Here is a 22,984-nt window from a genome sequence, read left to right on the forward strand (position 1 = left end):
TCATGGCAGAGCGGATGCTGCGCCGCGGCCTCCCGCGGGTGAAGGGCGGGGAGCCCTGGCCTCCCGTCGGTGCCGTCGACGTGGCGGACGCTGCGGATGACGTTCTGGGGGCCGGCGCCCCGGGGGCCGACACGCCAGATGTCGGACCGATCCCGGCATCCGGTCCGGCGAGTGGCGTTTCGGCCCCCGATCCGTCGCTCCGAGGCGTGGCGGACCCCGCGGTGGCGGGTGCTGCGAGCGCGGATGCGGATGCGGCGGGTGCGACGGCGGCTGCACCGCATGCCGAAGGCGTACGCCTGCGTCGCGGCCTTCCGCGGGTGAAGGGCGGCGAGGCATGGCCTCCGGCCGGTGGGGTCAGCGCCGCATCCGCCTCCGCAGCCGCCGCGGCGCCCGCCGCGGCTGCCGCGCCCGCGGATGCAGGAGAGCCGCCGAGTGCGCGCGATGCCGCCGAGCGCACCGGCTCCGTGCCCGAGGAAGCCGTGCAGTCGACCGCGAGCGGTGCACTCGACCCGCGGCCTCTGAGTGCGGGCTCGGCAACAGGGAGTGCGGCGCTGCGTCGAGGACTGCCTCGCGTCAAGGGCGGGGAACCGTGGCCTCAGGCCGGAGTTGCACCCCGGGTTGCGCCGAAGCCCGCACAGGGGGCCGACACGCCGGATGTCGGACCGATTCCCGCATCCGGCCCGACGAGTGGTGTGCCGTCCGCCGATTCGTCCGCTGTCGCGGTCGCTTCCCCAGCCGCCGTCGTCGCCACCAGGCCCGACGTCTCCTCGCCGCTGCCGTTCACGCGCACGGTGTGGCAGGGCACGGCTCCTCGCCACGGCGTGGCCGAGCCCGAGCGATCGAAGCTGCGCCCCACCTGGACCCAGGCCATCTCGGGTCTGCTCGGCGCCGCGGCACTCGGCATCCTCGGGCTCGCGGCGATCGCCCTGGTCCGTGCTTTCCTCAGCCTGCCGTTCATGCAGGACTTCCTCGTCGCGTTCCCCGGCGAGTACGAACCCGCCGTGCACGTCGAGCCGGGCTTCGCCCCGTGGGTCGGCTGGCAGCACTTCTTCAACATGTTCCTGATGGTGCTCATCATCCGCTCGGGCCTGCGGGTGCGCTCCGAGAAGCGTCCCACCGTGTTCTGGACCCCGCGTCGCGACAGCAAGGGCAAGATCAGCCTCACGCTGTGGTTCCACCAGTCGCTCGACCTGCTCTGGCTGATCAATGGCGTGATGTTCGTGATCCTGCTGTTCGCGACCGGCCACTGGGCGCGTATCGTGCCGACGAGCTGGGAGGTCATCCCGAACGCCGTCTCGGCCGGGCTGCAGTACGTGTCGTTCGACTGGCCGGCGGAGAACGGCTGGAACAACTACAACAGCCTGCAGCAGCTGGCCTACTTCATCACGGTGTTCGTCGCCGCGCCGCTGGCCACCGTCACCGGGTTCCGCATGTCGGGATTGTGGCCGAAGAAGGCCGAGAAGCTCTCGAAGGCCTACCCGGTCGAGTGGGCGCGCGCGCTGCACTTCCCGATCATGCTGTACTTCGTGGCGTTCATCATCGCGCACGTGGCGCTGGTGTTCCTCACGGGAATGCTCGGCAACCTCAACCACATGTTCGCCTCGCAGCAGTCGGACAGCTGGCTCGGGTTCTGGGTGTTCGTCGCGGCGATGGCGGTGATCGCCGTCGGCTGGTTCGCCGCGCGTCCGCTCGTGCTGGCGCCGATCGCGAAGCTGTTCGGGCAGGTTTCGGGGCGCTGAGTCCACTCGACACAGGGTTTTCCCCGGAAACAAGAAGCGGAGTTCTTTCTGCGTCATCCGGCGCGATGCACCCCGATTCCTTCCAGACGCGTCAGTAGTCTGAGCGGAGCATCAGGCCGCACCCCCGACGCGGCCGTCGACCCGGCGCAGTGGCCGGATGGAAGGATCGCAGTGTTGCAGATCGGAATCGTGCAGGAAGGGCCGGATGAGGCGCGGGTCGCCGCGACGCCGGCCACCGTCAGGACGCTCCTGGAGCTCGGGTACGCCGTCGCCGTCGAAGCAGGGGCGGGCAGCCGTGCGTCATATCCGGACGAGGCTTACCGCGAGGCCGGCGCGCAGATCGTCACGGCCGACGACGCGTGGGCCAGTGCGATCGTGCTGAAGATCGCCGCACCCACGGATGCTGAGATCACCCGGCTCTCGGACGGCGCGACGATCGTCGGTCTGCTCTCGCCGGCGCTGCGCCCCGATCTCGTCGAGGGGCTGGCGCAGCGGCGGATCACCGCGATCTCGCTCGACGCGGTTCCGCGCATCTCGCGCGCGCAGTCGATGGACGTGCTGAGCTCCATGGCGAACATCGCCGGCTACCGGGCCGTCGTCGAGGCCGCCCACGAGTTCGGGCGCTTCTTCACCGGGCAGGTCACCGCCGCCGGCAAGGTGCCGCCCGCCAAGGTACTCGTCGCCGGTGCCGGCGTCGCGGGTCTCGCCGCGATCGGTGCGGCCTCGAGTCTGGGCGCCATCGTGCGGGCCACCGACCCGCGCCCCGAGGTCGCCGACCAGGTGTCGTCGATCGGCGGCACCTACCTCGCGGTCGACGTGGAGGTGGAGAAGTCGACCGACGGCTACGCCAAGGCCACCAGCGCCGACTACGATCGCCGCGCAGCCGAGATCTACACCGAGCAGGCCGCGGAAGTCGACATCATCGTCACCACTGCGCTGATCCCGGGCCGTGCCGCACCGCGGCTCATCACCGCATCCGACGTCGCCCTCATGAAGCCGGGAAGCGTGATCGTCGACATGGCCGCGGCCCAGGGCGGCAACGTCGAGGGCTCGGTGGCGGGGGAGCGCGTCGTCACCGACAACGGCGTCGTCATCCTCGGCTACACCGACCTCGCCTCGCGTCTCGCGACTCAGGCGTCGCAGCTGTACGGCACCAACGTCGCCAACCTCATCGCCCTGCTCACCCCCGGCAAGGACGGCCTGCTGACGATCGACTTCGACGACGTCGTCCAGCGCGCGGTGACGGTCGTGCGCGACGGCGAGATCACCTGGCCACCGCCTCCGGTGCAGGTCGCCGTGGCGCCCGCCGCATCCACCCCGCCCCCCGCGCCGGCGATCGCGGCCGAGAAGAAGCCGATGGGCGTCGGACGCAAGGCGGGCCTCATCGCCGCCGGCGTCGTGGCCCTCTTCCTCGTGAACCTGTTCGCACCCGCCCCGCTGCCGCAGCACTTCACCGTGCTCATGCTCTCGGTCGTGATCGGGTTCTACGTCATCGGCAAGGTGCACCACGCGCTGCACACCCCGCTGATGTCGGTCACCAACGCCATCTCGGGCGTGATCGTCGTCGGCGCCATGCTGCAGATCACCGACGCGAACCCGCTCGTGCAGGCACTGGCCGCGATCGCGGTGCTCGTCGCCAGCATCAACATCTTCGGAGGCTTCGCCGTGACCCGACGAATGCTCGCCATGTTCACCCTTGGAAACTCCGCGAAGGGCGGCCGGAAGTGACTGTCGACGCGCTCGCCGGCGCGGCGTACATCGTCGCCGCCCTGCTGTTCATCCTGAGTCTCGCGGGGCTCAGCCGCCACGAGTCCGCCCGTGCGGGCGTGATCTACGGCATCGCAGGCATGACCATCGCACTGGTCGCGACCATCGCCCTCACCGTCGCCCAGGCGTGGGGCGGCGCGGGCTCCACGACCGGCCTCGTGCTGCTCGGCGTCGCCGTGCTCGTCGGCGCCGCCATCGGCCTGTGGCGCGCACGGGTCGTGCAGATGACCGGGATGCCCGAGCTCATCGCCCTGCTGCACAGCTTCGTCGGCCTCGCCGCCGTGCTCGTCGGCTGGAACGGCCACCTGGCGCATCCGGTGCTGCCGGCCGAGCTGGTCGGCATCCACAACGCAGAGGTGTTCATCGGCGTCTTCATCGGCGGCGTGACCTTCACCGGCTCGATCGTGGCGTACCTGAAGCTCTCGGCGAAGATCTCCTCCCGTCCGCTCATGCTGCCGGGCAAGAATGTGCTGAACGTGCTCGCGCTCGCCGCGTTCCTGGCGCTCACGGTGTGGTTCGTCGTCGATCAGCAGCTCTGGCTGCTGATCGCGGTGACGGCGCTCTCCTTCGCCCTCGGCTGGCATCTGGTGGCGTCGATCGGCGGCGGCGACATGCCCGTGGTCGTCTCGATGCTGAACAGCTACTCGGGCTGGGCCGCCGCCGCCGCCGGCTTCCTGCTGAACAACGATCTCCTCATCGTCACCGGTGCACTGGTGGGCTCGTCGGGTGCGTACCTGTCGTACATCATGTGCAAGGCCATGAACCGCTCGTTCCTGTCGGTGATCGCGGGCGGATTCGGCATCGTCGCCTCCGCCTCGAGCGACGAGGAATACGGGGAGTACCGCGAGGTCACGGCGGATGCTGCCGCAGCCCTGCTCGCCGAGGCGAAGAGCGTCGTGATCACTCCCGGCTACGGCATGGCCGTCGCGCAGGCGCAGTACCCCGTCGCCGAGCTCGTCTCGCGGCTCCGCGACCGCGGGGTGGAAGTGCGATTCGGCATCCATCCCGTGGCCGGGCGTCTGCCGGGGCACATGAACGTGCTGCTCGCCGAGGCCAAGGTGCCGTACGACATCGTCCTCGGCATGGACGAGATCAACGACGATCTGGCGTCGACCAGCGTCGTGCTGGTGATCGGCGCCAACGACACCGTCAACCCCGCGGCCGCGGAGGATCCCGGCAGCCCGATCGCCGGGATGCCGGTGCTTCGGGTGTGGGAGGCCGAGAACGTGATCGTGTTCAAGCGGTCGATGGCCGCAGGCTACGCGGGTGTGCAGAATCCGTTGTTCTTCCGTGCGAACGCGCAGATGCTGTTCGGCGACGCCAAGGAGCGCGTGGAGGACATCATCAAGGCGCTGTGACGGATCCGCACACGATGAAGCCCCTCCCGCTGAGCGCGGGAGGGGCTTCATCGCGAGGTCAGGCCCGAACGAATCGCACTTCGGTGAGGGTCTCGCCCAGGAAGGGCTCCGTGTGGCTGGCGCCGTCGAGCGAGAAGCCGTTGCGCGTGTAGAAGCGGTGGGCGCGAGGGTTGTCCTCTGCGACCCACAGGTACAGCGGCTCGTCCTTCTCGACGGCCGCGTCGAACAGCTTCTGGCCGATGCCGGTGCCGTGCCACTGATCGAGGAGATAGATGAAGTACAGCTCGCGGAACGCCGGAGCATCCTTGTCGCGCGCGGGGCCTGAGCCGACGAAGCCGACGATCTCGCCGTCGACGAGTGCTGCGCTCATCTTGAACTCGGGACCCTGGGCGGCCCAGTGGGTCCAGAGCTCGGCCATGCGACGCGGAGAGATCTTCTCCAGCGCGGCCTTGCTGATCAGGTGGTCGTAGGTCTCGTGCCAGCACTGCGCATGCACGCGACCCAGAGCCTCCGCATCCACATCGCGGACCGGACGGACGATGATCTCGGGCTGGGCTTCGGCGCTCATGCCCGTGACTCTACGCGCGCTCGCGCCACAGGTGAAATCGGGCGCCGCCCCTGTAGAAATACGCCAATGGAGTTTGGGTGTCCGTCCACGATGGCTACCATCGCTGACCGTGAACGTGATCTGGCGCACTCTCCTCATCATCTGGCAGGCCCGACGGCGCGCCCGCCGTGGCGAGACCCTCGAGCCCACGGCGGTCGGCCGCATCCGGCTCACCACCCTGCCGACCGACCTCGACATCCTGCGGCACATGAACAACGGCCGCTACCTGTCGCTGTTCGACCTCGGTCGCTGGGACCTGCTGATCCGCACGGGCCTGTTCGACGCCATGCGCAAGCGCGGCTGGTATGCGGTGGTGTCGAGCGAGACGGTCACGTTCCGCAAGTCGCTGGAGCTGTGGCAGCGTTTCGACATCGAGTCGCGCTTCACGGGCCACGACGACCGCGCGCTGTTCATGGAGCACAGGGTGGTCGTCGACGGTGAGATGTACGCCAGGGTCATCGTCAGGGCCCGGATGCTGCGCCGCACCGGCGGCACTGTGCCGCACGACGAGCTGTTCGCCACACTCGGCCGGCCCGAGGGTGTGCCCGACATCGCCGAATGGATCCATGAGTGGGCAGCCGCATCGGCTCTGCCCTCGACCAAGCGACCGGCGCCGAGCGTCTGGCGCTGACGGCGCGCCCGCCCGACGGACCCCGGACTTCCGCCGCTGCGCCTGCGCGGATCAAAGATGCTGCTCGCCGCGGCCGGGAGCAGCATTTCCGATCCGGCCTGGTGTGGGTCGCGGGTCCGCCGCGCGGTAATCTGAGCGCGTGCGGGAGATCCTGGTGTCGACCGGCCGGAGCCTCTGGCGGCACTGGCCGGCCATGCTCGCGTGGTATCTCGCCGGCATCTTGGCGCACTACGTCATCGTGCAGCTCGCCGGAGCCGTTGGCGGCCGATCCGCGACGCTCGGATTCCTTATCCTGCCGCTCGCGATCCTCGCCAGGCTGATCAGCTATGTCGCGATGTTCCTCGTGCTCCGCGACGGGCTGCGCGAGCTCGGCGCGATAGCGCCGCTTCCCGAGTCGCCGGCTGAGCGCCGGCGCACCTTCCTCTCGGCGCTGCTCGCCGGCATCCTGCCGTTCTTCGCGGTGTACTGGGCGCAGGGTCTGCTCAGTGAGGACGTGCAGGCGTACTCCGCCCGCGCCCTGGAGATCCGCACCGACGTGGTCGTCGTCGCCGCCCTGACGGGCGAGGAGCCGGTGAGCAGCGTCGACACCGTCCTGAACCTGCCCCTCAACGTCTGGACCGTGTCGATCATCGTGGTGTCGTTCGCGGCGCGCTGGGCGTGGTCGAAATGGTCGGCACGGCTGGCGAAATGGCTGTCGCCGCTGGCCGTGTACTTCGAGGTCGTGTGGGTGTTCTTCTCGGTGATGGTCATCGGCGATGTCACCGACTCCGTCAAGGGCTGGATCGACAGCAGAGCCGCGATCGCGTTCCTCGAGCGGCTGCGCGAGCAGGTGCTGGACGCCGTCGCGCCGCTGCGCTGGCTGTGGGACGCGATCGGCTGGGTCACCGCGGAGGCGGGACCGGTGCTGCTGGCGCCGCTGGCGTGGCTGACGATCGGCGGCATCGTCTACGGCCAGGCCATCGTCGCAGAGAAGCTGCGGATCGAGCACCGCGTGCTCACCCGGCTGCGCGAGCACGCCGCCTTCGTGCCGAACCCGCTGATGCGGCGGCTGAAGGACCTCGGGGAAGAACTCGGGGCTCGCTTCCGGCCGATCGGCAGGGCGCTGCTGTTGATGTGGCGCGCCGGTCCGCTGCTGGTCGCCTCGTACGCGCTGGTCTACGTGGCGGTGAAAGCGTTCGAGTCATACCTGGGCCTCGCCGTCAGCAGGCTCGTGGGACCGCAGGAGTTCCTGTTCTGGGCGGTCGCCGGATCCGTGCTCTTCCTCATCCCGGCGCTCATCGTCGAGCCGTTGCGCATCGCGGTGATCGCCGGTGCGTACGATGCCACGCTCGGGCGGCTGCGTCGCAGGCAGAGCGAGCGTCCGGAGGCCGGGCAGTTCTCGACAGCAGAAGCCGAGGTGCGCGCAGTGGCGGACGCCGCAGGACTGCTGCCCGCATCCGTCGATGCGGTCGCCGCCGCGGTGGTCACGGCCCAGAACCGCGACGCGGTGAGCGGTCAGGGGTCGATCCGGAATCTCACGAACGCACCCGCAGTGGAGGAGGGCGCGACGTCGACCCAGAACGGTCCTTCGACGTCGTCGGGCAGCACGAACGCGACGACGAGTTCGTAGGGCGTCGTCTCGGTCGAGAGGCAGGTGGACGGCTCGTCGGCGTCGTAGCCCAGACCGATCTCCGATCGCACCGGCCTCCACGTGCGCCCCGTGCTCTGCTGCACGAGCTCCGGTGTCGCGCAGGCCACCCCCTCGACCTCCGGGTCGACCGGGATGGCGGCCGCGATGACCATCGTTCCCCCTGGCACATCAAGGCCGCTGAGATCGTCGATCTCAGCGCTGCGCACCGGCCCCCACGTGGCGTCCGCCAGCTCGAGGGATTCCTTCTCCTCTGCGACGACCGGCATGTAGGGGCGGGCGCCGTAGCCGTACCAGCCGTGCCACTCGTGCCATCCGATGGCGATCGCGGTCACAGGGGCGAGGACGGCGATCGCGAGCAGCGCCCAGCGGTTCCTCCGCCACCACGATGCCGGGTGGGAGGCGAGAGCGGCTTCGGACTCGTCCGTCGCGGCGGGGGCGGCGGGTACGGGGGGAATGGTCATCGGCGAGCCCAGCCGTTCTCGCGAAGGGTGATCTCGTCGTGCCGCGTAACCCGGTCGAGGTCGAGGCGCAGTTCGATGATGCCGTCGAGTGGCGCGTCGAGCCGAGGACCGCTCGGCGCGCCGAGTCGCAGCGTCGCCTGCCCGTGCAGGGCGTCGGCCGGCAGCTCGAAGGCCAGGCTGCCCTCGCGGGGGACACCCGGGATCAGCGCCTGGCCGCGGAACGTGGTGCCGCGCTCCGTCGCCGTGAAGGTGCGCTCCCCGATCACAAGGTCGTGCAGTCCCAGGACTGAGCCCTGGGAGAGGACGGCGGAGGCCTCCAGGTCGACGACGAGCCACGTGCCCTCGGCCGACCAGCCCGTGGAATCGGTCACCCGCTTCGCGGCGCGCACCTCGTCGATGGTGACTTCGAGATCGCGCGCGGTCGCCAGCTCGCCCAACTGCGCCGCCGTGGGGAACGGGGCGCTGGCGGCGTCTTCCGGCAGTGTGATCTTCGATACGCCCCAGGCGCAGGCCAGCAGCACCCCGGTGAGCAGCCAGATCGCGGGCTTCGAGCGCAGCCACGTCGCCGTCACGGCGCCGCCACCGCCTCGATCCGGGCGTCGACCCAGGCTCCGAGCCGGACATCCGCCCAGTAGTCGCCGCTCATCACGCTCTTTCCCACGTAGTGGGTCGAATCGGGAAGCGAGATGCGCACGGACTCACCGGGCCGCAGATCCTTCGGACCGACGACCCACGCGGCGATCACCCGGACGGGCACATCGGGCTGCAGCCGCGGAGTGACGAGCCCCTCGTCGCCCGCGCGAGTCAGCGCCGGCGCTCCCTCCACGCCGTCGACGCGGATCCCGTCGAGAGCCGGCGACGGCCGATCGGCCGTCGCGGCGCTGCGCGCGGAGGTGAACGTGTTCACCACGTCCAGCACGACGACGAGCGCCTTCTCGCCCTTCCCCTCGTCGGGGAAGACCGCGGCGTCACCGCGCTCATCGCGGAGCTCGACGGCCCGCACGGTCACCTCCAAGTCCGATCCGGCGAAGGTGTCGCCGACCGCGAGCTCAGGCACAGGGGAGGCGGGAACCGTCTCCAGTCCGCCGAAGACGGCGGTGGCCGCGAGCAGCACCGCACCAGCGCCCGTGATCAGCCACTTCGTGGGGATGAGGTCGATGCTGCGCCGAGCCCACGCGAGCACCTTCGCGCGCGCGTCGGCGTTGGAGCGCGCCACGGCGGCGGCATCCTGCTGCGGCGCCGTCCCCTCCGGCGGTGTGCTGTTCACGGCATCAGCATAGGGGTGGCTTTCGGCACGGTGGATCAAAGAGGCATCCGGCGCCGGTCTCGGCGCTGCCTTCCGATCCACGGACGGCTCGTACGAAGCCTGCGCGGCGGTTCGCACGCCACCGCCTCGATCATCCGCCTTCCGGCCGACCACGTGCCTAGGCTGGACGCATGCCAGAGCAGTCGTCGCCCGCACAGTATCCGAGTGCGCCAGAGGCGCGTCTCTCCGACGCGGCCGTCGAGTTCGCGCACCGCTGGGTGCAGGAGGCCGCCGCCGCCGACGTCGACCCCGCGGCGGAGCGGCTGGCAGGTGTGCTGCAGGATCCGGACGGGCTGTCCTTCACACTCGGTTTCGTCGACGGCGTCATGCGGCCCGAGAGTCTGTCAGCCGCGGCATCCAACCTGCGCCGGGTGGCTCCGCTGGCACCGCAGTTCCTGCCCTGGTACCTGCGCGGGCTGGTGCGCGTCGGAGGCGGGGTCGCGCCGGTGCTGCCCATGCCCACGGTGCCGGTGGCCAGGCGGATGCTGCGCGAGATGGTGGGGCACCTCATCGTCGACGCCCGCCCCGACAAGCTCGGGCCCGTGCTGGAGAAGATCCGCGAATCGGGCGCCAGGCTCAACCTCAACCTTCTCGGTGAGGCGGTGCTCGGCGAAGCCGAGGCGAAGCGCCGGCTCGAAGGCATCCACGATCTCGTGCGCCGCCCCGATGTCGACTACGTGTCGGTCAAGGTCTCCGCGATCATGAGCCGCATCTCGATGTGGGCGTTCGACGAGGTGGTCGACGAGGTGGTGTCGCGCCTCACGCCGCTGTACGTCACCGCCGCGGATGACGGCACCTTCATCAACCTCGACATGGAGGAGTACAAGGACCTCGACCTGACGATCGCGGTGTTCACCCGCATCCTCGAGGATCCCCGCCTGAAGCGACTCGAGGCGGGCATCGTGCTGCAGACCTATCTGCCCGACGCGCTGCCGGCGCTGCGCGAGCTGACGGCCTGGGCGCGGGAGCGCACCGAGCACGGCGGCGCGCCGATCAAGGTGCGGCTCGTGAAGGGCGCGAACCTCGCGATGGAGCGGGTGGATGCCGTCATGCACGGCTGGCCGCAGGCGCCGTACGGCTCGAAGCTCGACACCGACGCGAACTATTTGCGCTGTCTCGATGCGGCCCTCCAGCCCCGTGACGCCGCGGCGGTGCGTATCGGCGTCGCCGGGCACAACCTGTTCGACATCGCGTACGCCTGGCTGCTCGCAGGCGAGCGCGGCGTGCGGGACGCCGTCGAGTTCGAGATGCTGTTGGGCATGGCGCAGGCGCAGGTCGCCGCCGTGTCGCGCACTGTGGGACCGGTGCTGCTGTACGTGCCCGTGGTGCGGCCCGACGAGTTCGACGTGGCCATCAGCTATCTCGTGCGCCGACTGGAGGAGAACGCTTCGACATCGAACTTCCTCTCCGCGGCCTTCCACCTCGCGGACGACCCCTCGCTGTTCGAACGCGAGCGACTGCGCTTCGTCGACTCCGTCAGCCGGGCGAAGGATCATTCCCTGCTCGCCGGGCCGCGCCGCACGCAGGACCGTGGGGCGCCCATGCACGAATCCGTGCGCCCGCTCACGCAACCGGCGACCGCCGACGAGGATCTCACCGGCGTCGTGCTGGGCATCGCCCGCGGCTCTGCCGACGACGACGCCGGCGAGGCGTTCCTCGAGACGGCCGTGTACGCCAGGCAGGAGCTGTCCGCAGCGGGGGCGGCGGCGGGAGCTCCCGGGTTCGCGAACACCCCCGACAGCGACCCGGCGCTGCCCGCCAACCGGGATTGGGCGAGGGGGGTGTTCGACCGGCTCGCGGCCGCCGCCGCATCCCCGCTCGGCGTCGCCACCGTGCGTGCATCGCGCATCGATGACGAGGGGATGCTGGTGCAGACCGTCGCACGGGTGAAGGCGGCCGCCGCGTCATGGGGAGCGCGCCCGGCGTCCGAACGCGCCGAGATCCTGCTGCGCGCGGCAGCGGCCCTTTCGGCACGGCGAGCGGAGCTGATCGAGGTCGCCGCCGACGAGACGGGCAAGGTCTTCGCCGAGGCCGACATCGAGGTGAGCGAGGCGGTCGACTTCGCGAAGTACTACGCGGCGACCTGCCGTGAGCTCGACGGCATCACGGGCGCCGCCTTCGAGCCCGCGAAGGTCACCGTCGTCACCCCGCCGTGGAACTTCCCGCTCGCGATCCCTGCGGGCGGCGTGCTGGCGGCGCTCGCCGCCGGCTCTGGCGTGGTGTTCAAACCCGCGCATCAGTCGCGCCGCTGTGGCGCCGTCATCGCCGAGGCCCTCTGGCAGGCAGGCATCCCGCGTGACGTGTTGGTGCTCGTCGACCTGGAGGAGCGGGAACTCGGGCGGCGTCTGATCAGCCATCCCGACGTGGACCGGGTCATCCTGACCGGCGCGTGGGACACGGCGGCGCTGTTCCGCTCCTGGCGCCCCGATCTGCCGCTGCTGGCCGAGACCAGCGGCAAGAACGCGATGATCATCACCCCCACCGCAGACCTCGACCTCGCCGTCGCCGACCTGGTCAAGAGCGCGTTCGGCCACGCCGGCCAGAAATGCTCGGCGGCATCCCTCGCCATCCTCGTCGGCCCGGTCGGCCGTTCCAAGCGTTTCGCCCGCCAGTTGGTCGACGCGACTCGCTCTCTGCACGTCGCCTGGCCGTCGGATCCACGCTCCGAGATCGGGCCGGTCATCGAGAAGCCGCACGGCAAGCTCGCCTGGGCCCTCTCCGAGCTCGAAGGCGAGGAGAGGTGGCTGATCGAGCCGCGCCTGCTCGACGACGTCGTGCCCTGCGCGCCCGAGGATCGGGGCAGGCTGTGGAGCCCCGGCATCCGCGTCGGCGTGCAGCCCGGTGCGCGCACGCACCTGGAGGAGTTCTTCGGGCCGATGCTCGGCATCATGCACGCTCCGACGCTCAGCGCCGCGATCGAGATGCAGAATGCCGTCGCCTACGGGCTGACCGCAGGCCTGCACACGCAGGATCCCGACGACCTCGCGCTGTGGCTCGACAGCGTGCAGGCCGGCAACCTGTACGTCAACCGCGGCATCACCGGCGCGATCGTGCAGCGTCAGCCGTTCGGCGGTTGGAAGCGCTCGTCGGTCGGGCCAGGAGCCAAGGCGGGCGGTCCGAACTACCTCATCGGCCTCGGCTCCTGGCACTCGCGGCCCCGCGGCAAGTCGTCGAGCACGCTTCACCTTCGCGGCCTGGACAGCCGCATCTCGGGCCTGATCGAATCGGCCCAGCCGTCGCTCGGCTTCGAGGAGTTCGAGTGGCTGCGCCAGGCCGCCCTGTCGGACGCCGTCGCCTGGGATCGCGAGTTCGGCCAGGTGCGCGACGTGTCGCAGCTTGGTGTGGAACGCAACCTGTTCCGCTATCGCCCCGTGCCGGTGATGGTGCGGGCGGCATCCGATGCCGGACTGCACGAGGTGCTGCGCGTGGTGCTCGCCGGCATCCGGTCGGGGGCCGGTTTCCTCGTGTCGATCCCGGAGGGCGTTCCCGCCGCCGTGCGCGCCGAGCTGGGAGCGCTCGGCGTGATGGTCGCAGTGGAGAGCGATGCGGAATGGGTCGAGCGGATGCTCCGCCGGGAGGAACCGCCGAGCGAGGGCGCGCAGCCCGCGACGCCTGCGCCGGCGGTCGCGGGGCGCGTGCGCCTCGTCGGCGGGCGAGAGACGGTCGCCCAACTGCACTCGTCGCTGGCCGTTGCGACGGGAGGCGACCCCGACCTCGCGGTGTACGCCGACGAGGTCACCTCGGCCGGCCGTATCGAGCTGCTTCCGTTCGTGCACGAGCAGGCCATCTCGATCACCGCGCACCGCTTCGGCAATCCCGACTCATGGAGTGCCGGGGTGATCTGAGAGGCCGGCGGGCGCCTGCGGTCGAAAAAGGTGTCGCTGCCGCTTGAAGTCATCAGCTGAACCCGCCCTGGCGGTGCCCAGGCTCCGGATGCAAAAATATAGGTGGCGTGCCCGTGTCGCATCTTCCCCGCGCGCTGCCCGGTACGGGCGGCGCGGGTCGAACTTCCGCCGGGCCCCTGGACAGCGTCCGCCGCGTCTTCATGAGGAGCATCCATGTCCACGCCTGAGACCGCGACCGCCACCGCGCCGGCACGCACCGCGCATCACCGGCGCTATCTGATGTGCCGCCCCGAGCACTTCACCGTCAGCTACACGATCAACCCGTGGATGGAGCCGGCCAGGCCGACCGACACGGCCAAGGCGATCGCGCAGTGGCAGCGGCTGTACGACCTGTATCTCGAGCTCGGTCACGAGGTCGAGCTGATCGAACCGCTCGCCGGCTACCCCGACATGGTCTACACCGCCAACGGCGGCTTCGTCATCGACGGTCGGGCCTACGTGCCCGAGTTCCGCTTCGTCGAGCGACAGGGCGAGGCGCCGGCGTTCGCCGAATGGTTCCGCGCCAACGGCTTCGACACCGTCATGCCGAAGGAGGTCAACGAAGGCGAGGGCGACTTCCTGCTCGTCGGCGACGTGATCCTCGCCGGCACCGGGTTCCGTTCGACCGGCGACAGCCACAGCGAAGTCGGGGAGGTGTTCGACCGCGAAGTCGTGACCCTCAACCTCATCGACCCCCGTTTCTACCACCTCGACACGGCGATCGCGGTGCTCGACCCTGTGCAGGGTGCGGAGAACGGCGGGCCGGAGCGCGCCAACATCGCGTACCTGCCCGGTGCCTTCGACGACGCGAGCCGCGCGATCCTCGAGGAGCGCTTCCCCGACGCGATCCTCGTCTCGGACGACGATGGTGCCGTGTTCGGTCTGAACTCGGCCAGTGACGGCTACAACGTCATCATCTCGCCGCGCGCCACGGGCTTCGAGAAGCAGCTGCGCGAGCGCGGCTACAACCCGATCACCGTCGACCTCTCCGAGCTGCTCCTCGGCGGCGGCGGCATCAAGTGCTGCACCCTCGAGCTGCGAGGCGCGAAGTGACCGCGGTCGTGTCGGAGACGACGACGGCCGTGGAGCCGCACGTCGCGAACAACTACAGCCCGCTGGCGATCTCCATCGCGAGCGCCGAGGGCGCTTGGGTGACGGATGCCGACGGCAAGCGCTACCTCGACCTGCTGGCCGCGTACTCGGCGGTGAACTTCGGACACCGGCATCCCGCCCTCGTCGCCGCGCTCACCGAGCAGCTCGGCCGGGTCGCCCTGGTCAGCCGTGCGTTCCGCAGCGATCGCCTCGAGCCGTTCGCGGCCGCGCTCGCCGACCTGTGCGGCAAGGACATGCTGCTGCCGATGAACACCGGTGCCGAAGCGGTCGAGACCGGCATCAAGGTCGCTCGTGCGTGGGGCTACCGCGTCAAGGGCATCGCCGCCGGGAAGGCGCGCATCATCGTCGCCGCCGGCAACTTCCATGGGCGCACCACGACCATCGTCAGCTTCAGCGACGATGAGCAGGCGCGCGCCGACTTCGGTCCGTACACCCCGGGATTCGACATCGTCCCGTACGGTGACGCCGAGGCGATCGCCGCCGCCGTCACCGACGACACCGCCGCTGTGCTCATCGAGCCCATCCAGGGCGAGGGTGGTGTGATCATCCCGCCGGAGGGCTACCTGCGCCGCATCCGCGAGATCTGCGATGAGCGGAACGTGCTCTTCATCGCCGACGAGATCCAGTCGGGCCTCGGTCGCGTGGGCGAGACGTTCGCCTGCGATCGCGAGGGCGTCGTGCCCGACCTGTACCTGCTGGGCAAAGCACTGGGAGGCGGCCTGCTGCCGGTCTCGGCCGTCGTCGGCAATCGCGACGTGCTCGGCGTGATCCACCCGGGTGAGCACGGCTCCACCTTCGGCGGGAACCCGCTCGCCGCCGCCGTGGGCACGCAGGTCGTCGAGATGCTCGCCTCCGGCGAGTTCCAGGAGCGCGCCCGTGCCCTCGGCGCTCATCTCGCGGGCAGGCTCGAGCCCCTGATCGGCCAGGGTGTGACCGCCGTGCGCATCGCAGGACTGTGGGCGGGAGTCGACATCGACCCTGCCATCGGCACGGGTCGGGAGATCGCTGAGAAGCTGCTCGATCGCGGTGTGCTCGTCAAGGACACCCATGGGCAGACGATTCGCATCGCCCCGCCGCTGGTGATCCGCGCCACCGAGCTCGACTGGGCCGTCGAGCAGCTGCGCCTGGTGCTCGAGGGCTGACCCGGAGCATCCCGCCCGCACGAGACACGTCGGCAACGACGGCGGGTCTCGTGCGGGCGGTCGATTCCCGCCGGGCCGCTGCGGTCTCAGGCCGGCGAGTCGTCGGGGTCGAGTCCCTTCAGAGCATCTCGCTCGACGGCGGTGTCCGCCTCGAGCTGCTGCTCAGTCGTCTCGTCGCCGCCCAGCGGCGCGTCGCCGCTGTCGCCGGGCTGCCCATCGGGGGCGGTGTTGTGCGCGGGGATGTCCTCCGGCGCGCCCGTGTGGCCGCCGGGCTGCTCGGCGCCGCCGGCGGTGTCGCGCTGCGACTCCGGCACGACGGGGCTGCGCGGAGGTGAGTCCTCCTGGCCGGTCGGCTCGGGCTGGCGCGGTTCGCCGCTGCCGTCCGGATCCTGCCCGGGGGAGTGCGGATACTGACCGGCGTCGTCTCGCGGGCTGCTGTGCTGATCGCTCATGGGAGCGAGGTTAGACGGCGCATCCTCCCCCGTACGAGGGCATTGACAGACGCGCCCGGCTCAGTCGGCTCGCCGGTCGTCGTCCCGCGGCAGGCGGATGGGCGTCGTCGCGGCGGTGCGATCGTCGAAGGAGGTCGGCTCCATGGCGCGCACGACCGACAGCGGGCGCGTCTCGTCGAGCGTGAGCAGGAAGCGGGTGTGTTCCTGACGGTGCAGCCGACCCGACCACAGCATCCATCCGATGCCGATCGAGAAGGCGACGATGCCGGCCAGACCGCCGACCATGATCGACGTGCGCGCCGAGAACGCATCGACGATCCAACCCGCGATCGGGGCGCCGATGGGGGTGGAGCCCATGATCACGGCCATGTACAGCGCCAGCACCCGGCCGCGCAGCGCGGCATCCGTCGTCGTCTGCACGTACCCGTTGGCGGTCGTGAGCATCGTCACTGTCGAGAACCCGACGAACACGAGGACGGCGGCGTACGTCCAGTACGACGGCATCAGCGTGGAGATGACGGATGCCACCCCGAAGCCGCCTGCGGCGAGCACCAGCACCCGCACGCGGGCGCGGTCGCGGCGGGCGGCCAGCAGGGCACCGGCCAGGGACCCGATGGCGAGCACCGAGCTGAGCAGGCCGTAGCCGTCGGCGCCTCTGCCGAACTCCAGCGCCATGGTCGAGGCGAAGATCGGGAAGTTCATGCCGAACGCGCCGATCAGGAAGACCATCACGAACACGACCACCAGGTCGGGACGACCCATCACGTAGCGGAAGCCGGCCGCGAGGCCGCCGCCGCTGCGGCTGTTCACGACCCGCGGAACGAGCTCTCTCGTGCGGATGAGCATGAGCGCCACCAGCATCGCGAGGAACGTCACGGCGTTCGCGATGAACACCCAGCCGGAGCCCAGCGCGACGATCAGCAGACCGCCGACCGCGGGACCGATCAGGCGCGCCATGTTGAACGAGGCCGAATTGAGAGCCACGGCGTTCGACGTGTCCTCCAGGCTCACCATGTCGGACACGAACGCTTGCCTCGCCGGAGCGTCGAAGGCGTTGGTGATGCCGAACGCGGCGGCGAAGCACAGCATCAGCGGCAGGGTCATCACCCCGGTGAGCAGCAGCACCGCGATCGCGACGGCCAGCAGCATCAGGGTCGACTGCGTGACCAGCAGCACGCGGCGCCGGTCGAAGCGATCCGCCACCCATCCGGTCAGGCTCACCAGCACCAGGGGAGGGCCGAACTGCAGTGCCATCGTCGCGCCCATGGCGGTCGCGTCGTTGTCGGTCAGCTCGGTGAGCACCACCCAGTCCTGCGCGGTGGCCTGCATCCAGCCGCCGATGTTCGAGACGACCGCGCCGAAGAACCAGGTGCGGTAGTTGAACGAACGGAACGATCGGAACATCGCGCTCATGCCTCGACCACCCTTCGCAACAGCGCGGCCGCCTCGCGCAGCACCGCCAGATCGTGATCGTCGAGGTCGGCGTCGCGCAGCATGCCGGCCAGCAGCTCGTCGCGGCGGCGGATGGTCTCGGTGACGACTTCGGCGCCCTGTTCGGTGATCTCGACGTGCACGCGCCGGCGGTCCTCGTCGTCGGGGATGCGCACCACGAACCCCTGGTCGGCGAGGCCGTTGATCATGGAGCTCATGGTCGGCGCCGTCACGCGTTCCCGCTCGGCGAGACGGGAGAGGGTGTGCCGCCCGTGCAGGCGCAGTGCGGCGAGCACGGCGAGCTGGGCATCGCTCATGGCGTCGAGGGCCCTGGCGGAGCGCAGCCGCCGGGCGAGGCGGAAGACGGCGAGGCGCAACTGCGTCGCCGTGTCGTCGAGATCTTCGGGGGAGGCAGTCATTACTTAGATAGTCTAACTAATCTTCTGGTCGCGAATCCACCTCGGTGCGACATGCGGTCGCGGGTGCCGTGCGTCGGGATGAGAAAATGGCGGAATGCCCCTCGCGTTCGAAATCGCCGTCCAGGACCCCGCAGGAATCCGCATCGCCCGCGAGATCGGCGCCGCCAGGGTCGAACTCGGGCAGGCCCTCGCGCTGGGAGGGCTGACTCCCTCCGCGGCGACCATCGAGACGGCGCTCGAGACGGCAGGCGACGGCGGGCCCGAGGTGCACGTGCTCGTTCGTCCGCGCGCGGGCGGGTTCCACTACGACGCCGACGAGCTCGCGCTCACCGCGCGCGACATCCGCCATGCTCTCGCCGCCGGCGCGCACGGCGTGGTCATCGGATGCCAGCGGGCGGACGGCGCCCTCGATCGCGAGGCTCTCGCCCGTCTGGTCGACGCGGCCGGCGGAGCATCCGTCACCCTGCACCGCGCGATCGACGTGACTCCCGACCCCGTCTCGGCGTTGCGCATCGCCAGGGAGCTCGGGATGCGGCGGGTGCTCAGCTCCGGTGGTGCGTCGGCAGCGATCGACGGACTCGACGTGCTGCGCGACCTGGTCGCCGAGGCTGCGGGTGTGATCGAGATCATGGCGGGCAGCGGCGTGAGCGCATCGAACGTCGCCGAGATCGCGGCGACCGGCGTCGATGCCGTGCACTTCTCGGCCAAGCGCGCCGTGGAGTCCGACATCGCAGGCGCCGGTGGCTCGGTGCGGATGGGGTCGGCCGCTGACGGCGTCGGAGGCCACGAGGTCACCGACCGCGAGACCGCACTGGAGATCGTGACGGCACTCGCCGCCGTGTGACCGAGGCCCGAGAGCGCCGTCCGCCCGTAGAGGTTCCCTCCCCGGCGCGCGCTCGCGAGAATCGCCTCGCGCGGCTCGGATGAAGCCAGTATGCGTCTTCGGATGCGGCGACGCCAGCCCCTCGCGCTCGCCATCGTCGAAGAGCATCGTGGTCTCCGAGACGAGAGGAGAGCGACATGGACAACGAACTGGTGCCGCTGCAGGACACCGATCGCACCGTCGCAGAGGATGACGACATCCGGGGCAGGACCGTCAGGGATGCCGACGGCGAGGACGTCGGAAAGGTCGAAGGACTGCTGATCGACACGACCGAGAACAAGGTGCGCTTCCTGGTCGTCGCGTCCGGCGGGTTCCTCGGCCTCGGCGAGCACAAGTCGTACATTCCCGTCGACGCCGTGACGGGCGTTGACGACGACGAAGTGCGCGTCGATCAGAGCCGTGAGCACCTGGCGGGCGCTCCCGGCTACGATCCCGAGCTCATCAACGACCGCGAGTACAACGAGAGCGTGCTCGGCTACTACGGCTACACGCCCTTCTGGGCGGCGGGGTACGTGTATCCCGCGTTCCCGTACTACCGATGAGCGCGTTCCCGCAGCACCCCTGAGGCGGTCGGTCTGCCCACCGGGGGCGATGAGCGTGTCTGTCCGTAGACTCGCACCATGACCGCGACCACGACGGAGTTCACCGACGCCCACGGGATCGCCATCGTCTACGACGTGCACGAGGCGGCCGGCACGCCGAGGGGAGTCGTGCAGCTGCTGCACGGCGTTGGCGAGCACGCGGGACGGTACGCCGCGCTCGTCGAGGCGCTCACGGCAGCGGGGTTCCACGTCTACGCCGACGATCATCGCGGGCACGGCCGCACCGGGATACGCCAGCACGGCGGTCCTGCGAAGCTGGGCCGGCTCGGGCCAGGGGGGCTGCGCGCGGCCGTTGCGGCCTGCGCACAGCTGACCGGCATCATCCGCGCCGAGCATCCCGACCTCCCGCTGGTGCTGATCGGCCACTCCTGGGGGTCGTTCCTCGCCCAGAAGCTGCTGAACGGCGACCCGAAGGCCTACGACGCCGTCGTGCTGAGCGGATCGGCGCATCTCACCCCTGCCGACCTGAACGCGGCGCCGCTGAACGCGCGGTGGAAGGGTCCGGATGCCGACGGGCTCGAATGGCTGTCGCGCGACCAGGCGGTCTGGCAGGCGTTCCACGACGATCCGCTGACGACCGAGACGCCGCTGCTGAAGCTGTTCGGACCCGTCGAGGCCGCACGGCTGTACGGCCGCCCGCGCCGGGACCTTGAGAGCGACGTGCCGCTGCTGCTGATCGTCGGGCGCGATGATCCGGTGGGAGGTCCGCGCAGCGTGCACAAGCTCGCCGACGCCTACCGGAGGCGATCGGGTCTGACCGACGTCACCACGCTGGTGTACCCCGACGCGCGACACGAACTGTTCAACGAGATCAACCAGGCCGAGGTGCGCGCCGACGTGCTCGCGTGGCTCGACAAGCACATGCCCGCCCGCACCTGAACTCTGCACCGCCTGCCCGCCTAAGCTGGAGACGTGCATGGTGAGTACAAGGTCCCAGGTGGGAAGCTCGTCGTCGTCGACCTCGAGGTCGAGAACGGGCTGATCCGCGATTTCCGGCTGGCCGGCGACTTCTTCCTCGAGCCCGACACGGCGCTCGACGCCATCAACGCGGCCGTCGAGGGGATGCCGGTCGAAGCGGATGCCTCGACGATCGCGGCCGCCGTGCGCGGCGCGCTGCCGGCCGGCGCTCAGCTGCTCGGCTTCTCGCCCGAAGCCGTCGGAACGGTGGTGCGCCGCGCACTGGTCACCGCGCCGGGCTGGCGCGACTTCGACTGGGATATCGTGCACGAGAAGGCCGTGTCGCCGCGCATGAACCTCGCACTCGACGAGGTGCTCACATCCCGCGTAGGGGAAGGCCGTCGGCGGCCGACGCTGCGCATCTGGGAGTGGGACGAATCGGCCGTCGTGATCGGGTCGTTCCAGTCGTACCGTAACGAGGTCGACTCCGAGGGTGCCGCCAAGCACGGCTTCGACGTGGTGCGCCGCATCTCGGGCGGCGGAGCGATGCTGATGGCGGCAGGGCAGATCATCACGTACTCGCTGTACGTGCCGGCCTCGCTGGTGCAGGGCATGACCTTCGCCGACTCCTACGCCTTCCTCGACGACTGGGTGCTGCACGCGCTGCGGTCGGTCGGAGTCGATGCGACCTACCAGCCCCTCAACGACATCGCATCCCCGACCGGCAAGATCGGCGGAGCGGCCCAGAAGCGCCTCGCCAACGGCGGGGTGCTGCACCACGCGACGATCTCGTACGACATCGACGGTCAGGTGATGACCGAGGTGCTGCGCATCGGCCGGGAGAAGCTCAGCGACAAGGGCACGACATCGGCCGCCAAGCGCGTCGATCCGCTGCGCACCCAGACCGGCATGGCGCGATCCGAGATCATCGAGCGGTTCAAAGACACCTTCCGCGCGCTCACAGGCGCCGAGGACGGCTCGATCGCCGCAGACGAGTACGCCGACGCGGAGGCGCTCGTGCAGACGAAGTTCGCCACCGAGGCATGGCTGCACCGGGTCCCATGACCCCGGCGCCTCACGAGGAGCGGGAAGAGCGGGATGAACCGCCCGGATCCGTCGAGATCATCGAGGGTGACAACCTCCTCGTGGCAGGCACGCTGCCTTCGGCATCCTTCACCCTCATCTATCTCGACCCGCCGTTCAACACCGGCCGCGCTCAGGAGCGCCAGGTGATCGAGGCGCGCCGAAGCCACCCTGCGAGCACTGAAGAGGCGGTGTCGTCGGCGCCGGCGCCGGTCACGGCGAAGGAGATCCGGCACGGCTTCCACGGTCACGCGTACGAGCGGGTGCGCGGGATGCTGCGCGCGTACGACGATCGCTTCGACGACTACGGAGACTTCCTCATGCCGCGGCTCGAGGCGGCTTGGCGGCTGCTCGCCGACGACGGCACCCTCTACCTGCACCTCGACTATCGCGAGGCGCACTACGCCAAGGTCATGCTCGACGCCGTCTTCGGGCGTGACGCGTTTCTGAACGAACTGATCTGGGCCTACGACTACGGCGCGAAGTCGCGCCGGCGCTGGCCCACCAAGCACGACACGATCCTGGTCTACGTGAAGAACCAGCGCGAGTACGTGTTCAACTCCGACGAGGTCGATCGCGAGCCCTACATGGCACCCGGTCTGGTGACGCCCGAGAAGGCCGCGCGCGGCAAGCTGCCCACCGACGTGTGGTGGCACACGATCGTGCCGACGACCGGCCGCGAGAAGACCGGCTACCCGACGCAGAAGCCAGAGGGCATCCTGCGCCGCATCGTGCAGGCCTCCAGCCGGCCCGGCGACCGGGTGCTCGACCTGTTCGCCGGCTCCGGCACGACGGGCGCCGTGGCGTCGGCGCTCGGCCGCGACGCCGTTCTCGTCGACCACAGTCCTGAGGCGATCCGCGTCATGCGCGAGCGGATGCCGCACGCGCGCGTGACTGCTTCCTGAGCGCGGCCGATCGGGTGACGCTGCCCTCGTGCAGCGTGAGGACCTCGTCTGCGCGGCGGAACTCGCTGAGATCGTGGGTGACGGCGATCACGGCTGCGCCGTCTGCGGTGAGACGGTCGACCGCGTCGGCGATGATGCGGCGAGAGCGCGTGTCGAGGCCCGCCATCGGCTCGTCGAGCAGCACCAGGTCGGCCCTCTGGACGAGGGCTTGGGCGAGGAGCGCGCGCTGGCGCTGCCCGCCCGACAGGGCGCCGATGCGCCGAGTGGCGTGAGGTCGCAACTCGACGGCGTCGATGGCGTCCGCGACGGCCGCCCTGTCGGAGCGTCGCGCTCTGCGCCACGGCCCCAGACGCGCCCACGTGCCCATCGACACCACATCGGTGACCGTCAGCGGCAGGTGAGGCGGCAGAGCCGTGGTCTGCGGCAGCAGGGCGATTCTCAGATCATCACGTCGTCGCACCGTACCCCGCTGGGGTTGGAGCAGCCCGGCGGCGACGTCGAGCAGCGTCGACTTGCCTGAGCCGTTGGCGCCGGCCACCGCCAGCAGTCGGCCGGCGTGGGCATCGGCATCCACCCCTCGCAGAGCGACGTGGCCCTCTCGGTCGACGTGGATATCGCGCAGGGTCAGGACGCGCGTCGTGTCGAGCAGCGGGGGATCGGTCATGGGTTCCATT

21 protein-coding genes are annotated in these 22,984 nt (G+C 70.2%); 13 read left to right on the forward strand and 8 right to left on the reverse strand.

Features of this window, described 5'->3' with window-relative positions:
* Positions 1 to 2 precede the first annotated feature (2 nt).
* The 3 genes from RIN43_RS06960 (at position 3) to pntB (ending at position 4,864) form a co-directional block, all read left to right on the forward strand.
* Positions 3 to 1,739 carry a cytochrome b/b6 domain-containing protein gene (locus RIN43_RS06960; protein ID WP_309128176.1) on the forward strand — a complete coding sequence of 579 codons (1,737 nt, stop codon included), beginning with the start codon at positions 3 to 5 and terminating at the stop codon, positions 1,737 to 1,739.
* 171 nt (positions 1,740 to 1,910) lie between these two features.
* Positions 1,911 to 3,467, forward strand: coding sequence for a Re/Si-specific NAD(P)(+) transhydrogenase subunit alpha (locus RIN43_RS06965; protein ID WP_309128177.1), 1,557 nt, complete (start codon positions 1,911 to 1,913; stop codon positions 3,465 to 3,467).
* Positions 3,464 to 4,864 carry a Re/Si-specific NAD(P)(+) transhydrogenase subunit beta gene (gene pntB, locus RIN43_RS06970; RefSeq protein ID WP_309128178.1) on the forward strand — a complete coding sequence of 467 codons (1,401 nt, stop codon included), beginning with the start codon at positions 3,464 to 3,466 and terminating at the stop codon, positions 4,862 to 4,864. Before RIN43_RS06965 ends, pntB begins: the two co-directional genes overlap by 4 nt.
* A gap of 58 nt (positions 4,865 to 4,922) precedes the next feature.
* Here pntB and RIN43_RS06975 read toward each other — a convergent pair whose 3' ends face one another.
* Positions 4,923 to 5,432: a GNAT family N-acetyltransferase gene (locus tag RIN43_RS06975; RefSeq protein WP_309128179.1), complete on the reverse strand. Its 510-nt coding sequence runs from the start codon at positions 5,430 to 5,432 to the stop codon at positions 4,923 to 4,925.
* A 109-nt stretch (positions 5,433 to 5,541) separates the two neighbouring features.
* On the opposite strand from RIN43_RS06975, the gene RIN43_RS06980 reads away from it, so the two are divergent.
* Both RIN43_RS06980 and RIN43_RS06985 read left to right on the forward strand, forming a co-directional pair.
* On the forward strand, positions 5,542 to 6,102 hold the full coding sequence (locus RIN43_RS06980) for an acyl-CoA thioesterase (RefSeq protein WP_309128180.1): 561 nt from the start codon (positions 5,542 to 5,544) through the stop codon (positions 6,100 to 6,102).
* A 139-nt stretch (positions 6,103 to 6,241) separates the two neighbouring features.
* Positions 6,242 to 7,711, forward strand: coding sequence for a hypothetical protein (locus RIN43_RS06985; RefSeq protein ID WP_309128181.1), 1,470 nt, complete (start codon positions 6,242 to 6,244; stop codon positions 7,709 to 7,711).
* Here RIN43_RS06985 and RIN43_RS06990 read toward each other — a convergent pair.
* From RIN43_RS06990 to RIN43_RS07000, 3 genes are read right to left on the reverse strand one after another with little or no spacing between them, the layout of a single operon-like run.
* On the reverse strand, positions 7,597 to 8,193 hold the full coding sequence (locus RIN43_RS06990) for a hypothetical protein (RefSeq protein WP_309128182.1): 597 nt from the start codon (positions 8,191 to 8,193) through the stop codon (positions 7,597 to 7,599). The genes RIN43_RS06985 and RIN43_RS06990 overlap by 115 nt on opposite strands.
* Positions 8,190 to 8,765, reverse strand: a complete 576-nt coding sequence (locus RIN43_RS06995; protein ID WP_309128183.1) for a hypothetical protein — start codon at positions 8,763 to 8,765, stop codon at positions 8,190 to 8,192. The genes RIN43_RS06990 and RIN43_RS06995 overlap by 4 nt, the downstream gene beginning before the upstream one ends.
* Positions 8,762 to 9,460 carry a hypothetical protein gene (locus tag RIN43_RS07000; RefSeq protein WP_309128184.1) on the reverse strand — a complete coding sequence of 233 codons (699 nt, stop codon included), beginning with the start codon at positions 9,458 to 9,460 and terminating at the stop codon, positions 8,762 to 8,764. The genes RIN43_RS06995 and RIN43_RS07000 overlap by 4 nt, the downstream gene beginning before the upstream one ends.
* 170 nt (positions 9,461 to 9,630) lie before the next feature.
* On the opposite strand from RIN43_RS07000, the gene RIN43_RS07005 reads away from it, so the two are divergent.
* From RIN43_RS07005 to rocD, 3 genes are all read left to right on the forward strand, one after another.
* Entirely contained in the window at positions 9,631 to 13,344 is a 3,714-nt protein-coding gene (locus tag RIN43_RS07005; protein ID WP_309128185.1) for a bifunctional proline dehydrogenase/L-glutamate gamma-semialdehyde dehydrogenase, read from the forward strand.
* 213 nt (positions 13,345 to 13,557) lie between these two features.
* Positions 13,558 to 14,436 carry a dimethylargininase gene (gene ddaH / locus RIN43_RS07010; RefSeq protein WP_309128186.1) on the forward strand — a complete coding sequence of 293 codons (879 nt, stop codon included), beginning with the start codon at positions 13,558 to 13,560 and terminating at the stop codon, positions 14,434 to 14,436.
* The gene (gene rocD, locus RIN43_RS07015) at positions 14,433 to 15,638 is read left to right on the forward strand and encodes an ornithine--oxo-acid transaminase (RefSeq protein WP_309128187.1); all 1,206 of its coding nucleotides are present in this window, start codon (positions 14,433 to 14,435) and stop codon (positions 15,636 to 15,638) included. The genes ddaH and rocD overlap by 4 nt, the downstream gene beginning before the upstream one ends.
* An 86-nt stretch (positions 15,639 to 15,724) precedes the next feature.
* Here the strand turns inward: rocD and RIN43_RS07020 are convergent, their stop codons facing one another.
* The 3 genes from RIN43_RS07020 to RIN43_RS07030 are packed head-to-tail and all read right to left on the reverse strand — an operon-like array spanning position 15,725 to position 17,940.
* Entirely contained in the window at positions 15,725 to 16,090 is a 366-nt protein-coding gene (locus RIN43_RS07020) for a hypothetical protein (RefSeq protein WP_309128188.1), read from the reverse strand.
* A 60-nt stretch (positions 16,091 to 16,150) separates the two neighbouring features.
* Positions 16,151 to 17,494, reverse strand: a complete 1,344-nt coding sequence (locus RIN43_RS07025; protein ID WP_309128420.1) for an MFS transporter — start codon at positions 17,492 to 17,494, stop codon at positions 16,151 to 16,153.
* A 5-nt stretch (positions 17,495 to 17,499) separates the two neighbouring features.
* The gene (locus RIN43_RS07030) at positions 17,500 to 17,940 is read right to left on the reverse strand and encodes a MarR family transcriptional regulator (protein WP_309128189.1); all 441 of its coding nucleotides are present in this window, start codon (positions 17,938 to 17,940) and stop codon (positions 17,500 to 17,502) included.
* 94 nt (positions 17,941 to 18,034) lie between these two features.
* On the opposite strand from RIN43_RS07030, the gene RIN43_RS07035 reads away from it, so the two are divergent.
* The 5 genes from RIN43_RS07035 to RIN43_RS07055 all read left to right on the forward strand — a co-directional run bounded on the left by RIN43_RS07035 (position 18,035) and on the right by RIN43_RS07055 (position 22,310).
* Entirely contained in the window at positions 18,035 to 18,784 is a 750-nt protein-coding gene (locus tag RIN43_RS07035; RefSeq protein ID WP_309128190.1) for a copper homeostasis protein CutC, read from the forward strand.
* Between the two features lie 176 nt (positions 18,785 to 18,960).
* Positions 18,961 to 19,365, forward strand: coding sequence for a PRC-barrel domain-containing protein (locus RIN43_RS07040; protein ID WP_309128191.1), 405 nt, complete (start codon positions 18,961 to 18,963; stop codon positions 19,363 to 19,365).
* Between the two features lie 78 nt (positions 19,366 to 19,443).
* A complete protein-coding gene (locus RIN43_RS07045; protein WP_309128192.1) occupies positions 19,444 to 20,304 on the forward strand; it encodes an alpha/beta hydrolase in 861 nt (286 codons plus the stop codon).
* A gap of 33 nt (positions 20,305 to 20,337) precedes the next feature.
* Positions 20,338 to 21,387, forward strand: coding sequence for a lipoate--protein ligase family protein (locus RIN43_RS07050; protein WP_309128193.1), 1,050 nt, complete (start codon positions 20,338 to 20,340; stop codon positions 21,385 to 21,387).
* On the forward strand, positions 21,384 to 22,310 hold the full coding sequence (locus RIN43_RS07055; protein ID WP_375163722.1) for a DNA-methyltransferase: 927 nt from the start codon (positions 21,384 to 21,386) through the stop codon (positions 22,308 to 22,310). The genes RIN43_RS07050 and RIN43_RS07055 overlap by 4 nt, the downstream gene beginning before the upstream one ends.
* Here RIN43_RS07055 and aztA read toward each other — a convergent pair.
* Positions 22,267 to 22,974 carry a zinc ABC transporter ATP-binding protein AztA gene (gene aztA, locus RIN43_RS07060; protein WP_309128195.1) on the reverse strand — a complete coding sequence of 236 codons (708 nt, stop codon included), beginning with the start codon at positions 22,972 to 22,974 and terminating at the stop codon, positions 22,267 to 22,269. The genes RIN43_RS07055 and aztA overlap by 44 nt on opposite strands.
* Between the last annotated feature and the right edge of the window lie 10 nt (positions 22,975 to 22,984).

This window comes from Microbacterium sp., from assembly GCF_031178445.1.
Taxonomy (GTDB): Bacteria; Actinomycetota; Actinomycetes; order Actinomycetales; family Microbacteriaceae; genus Microbacterium.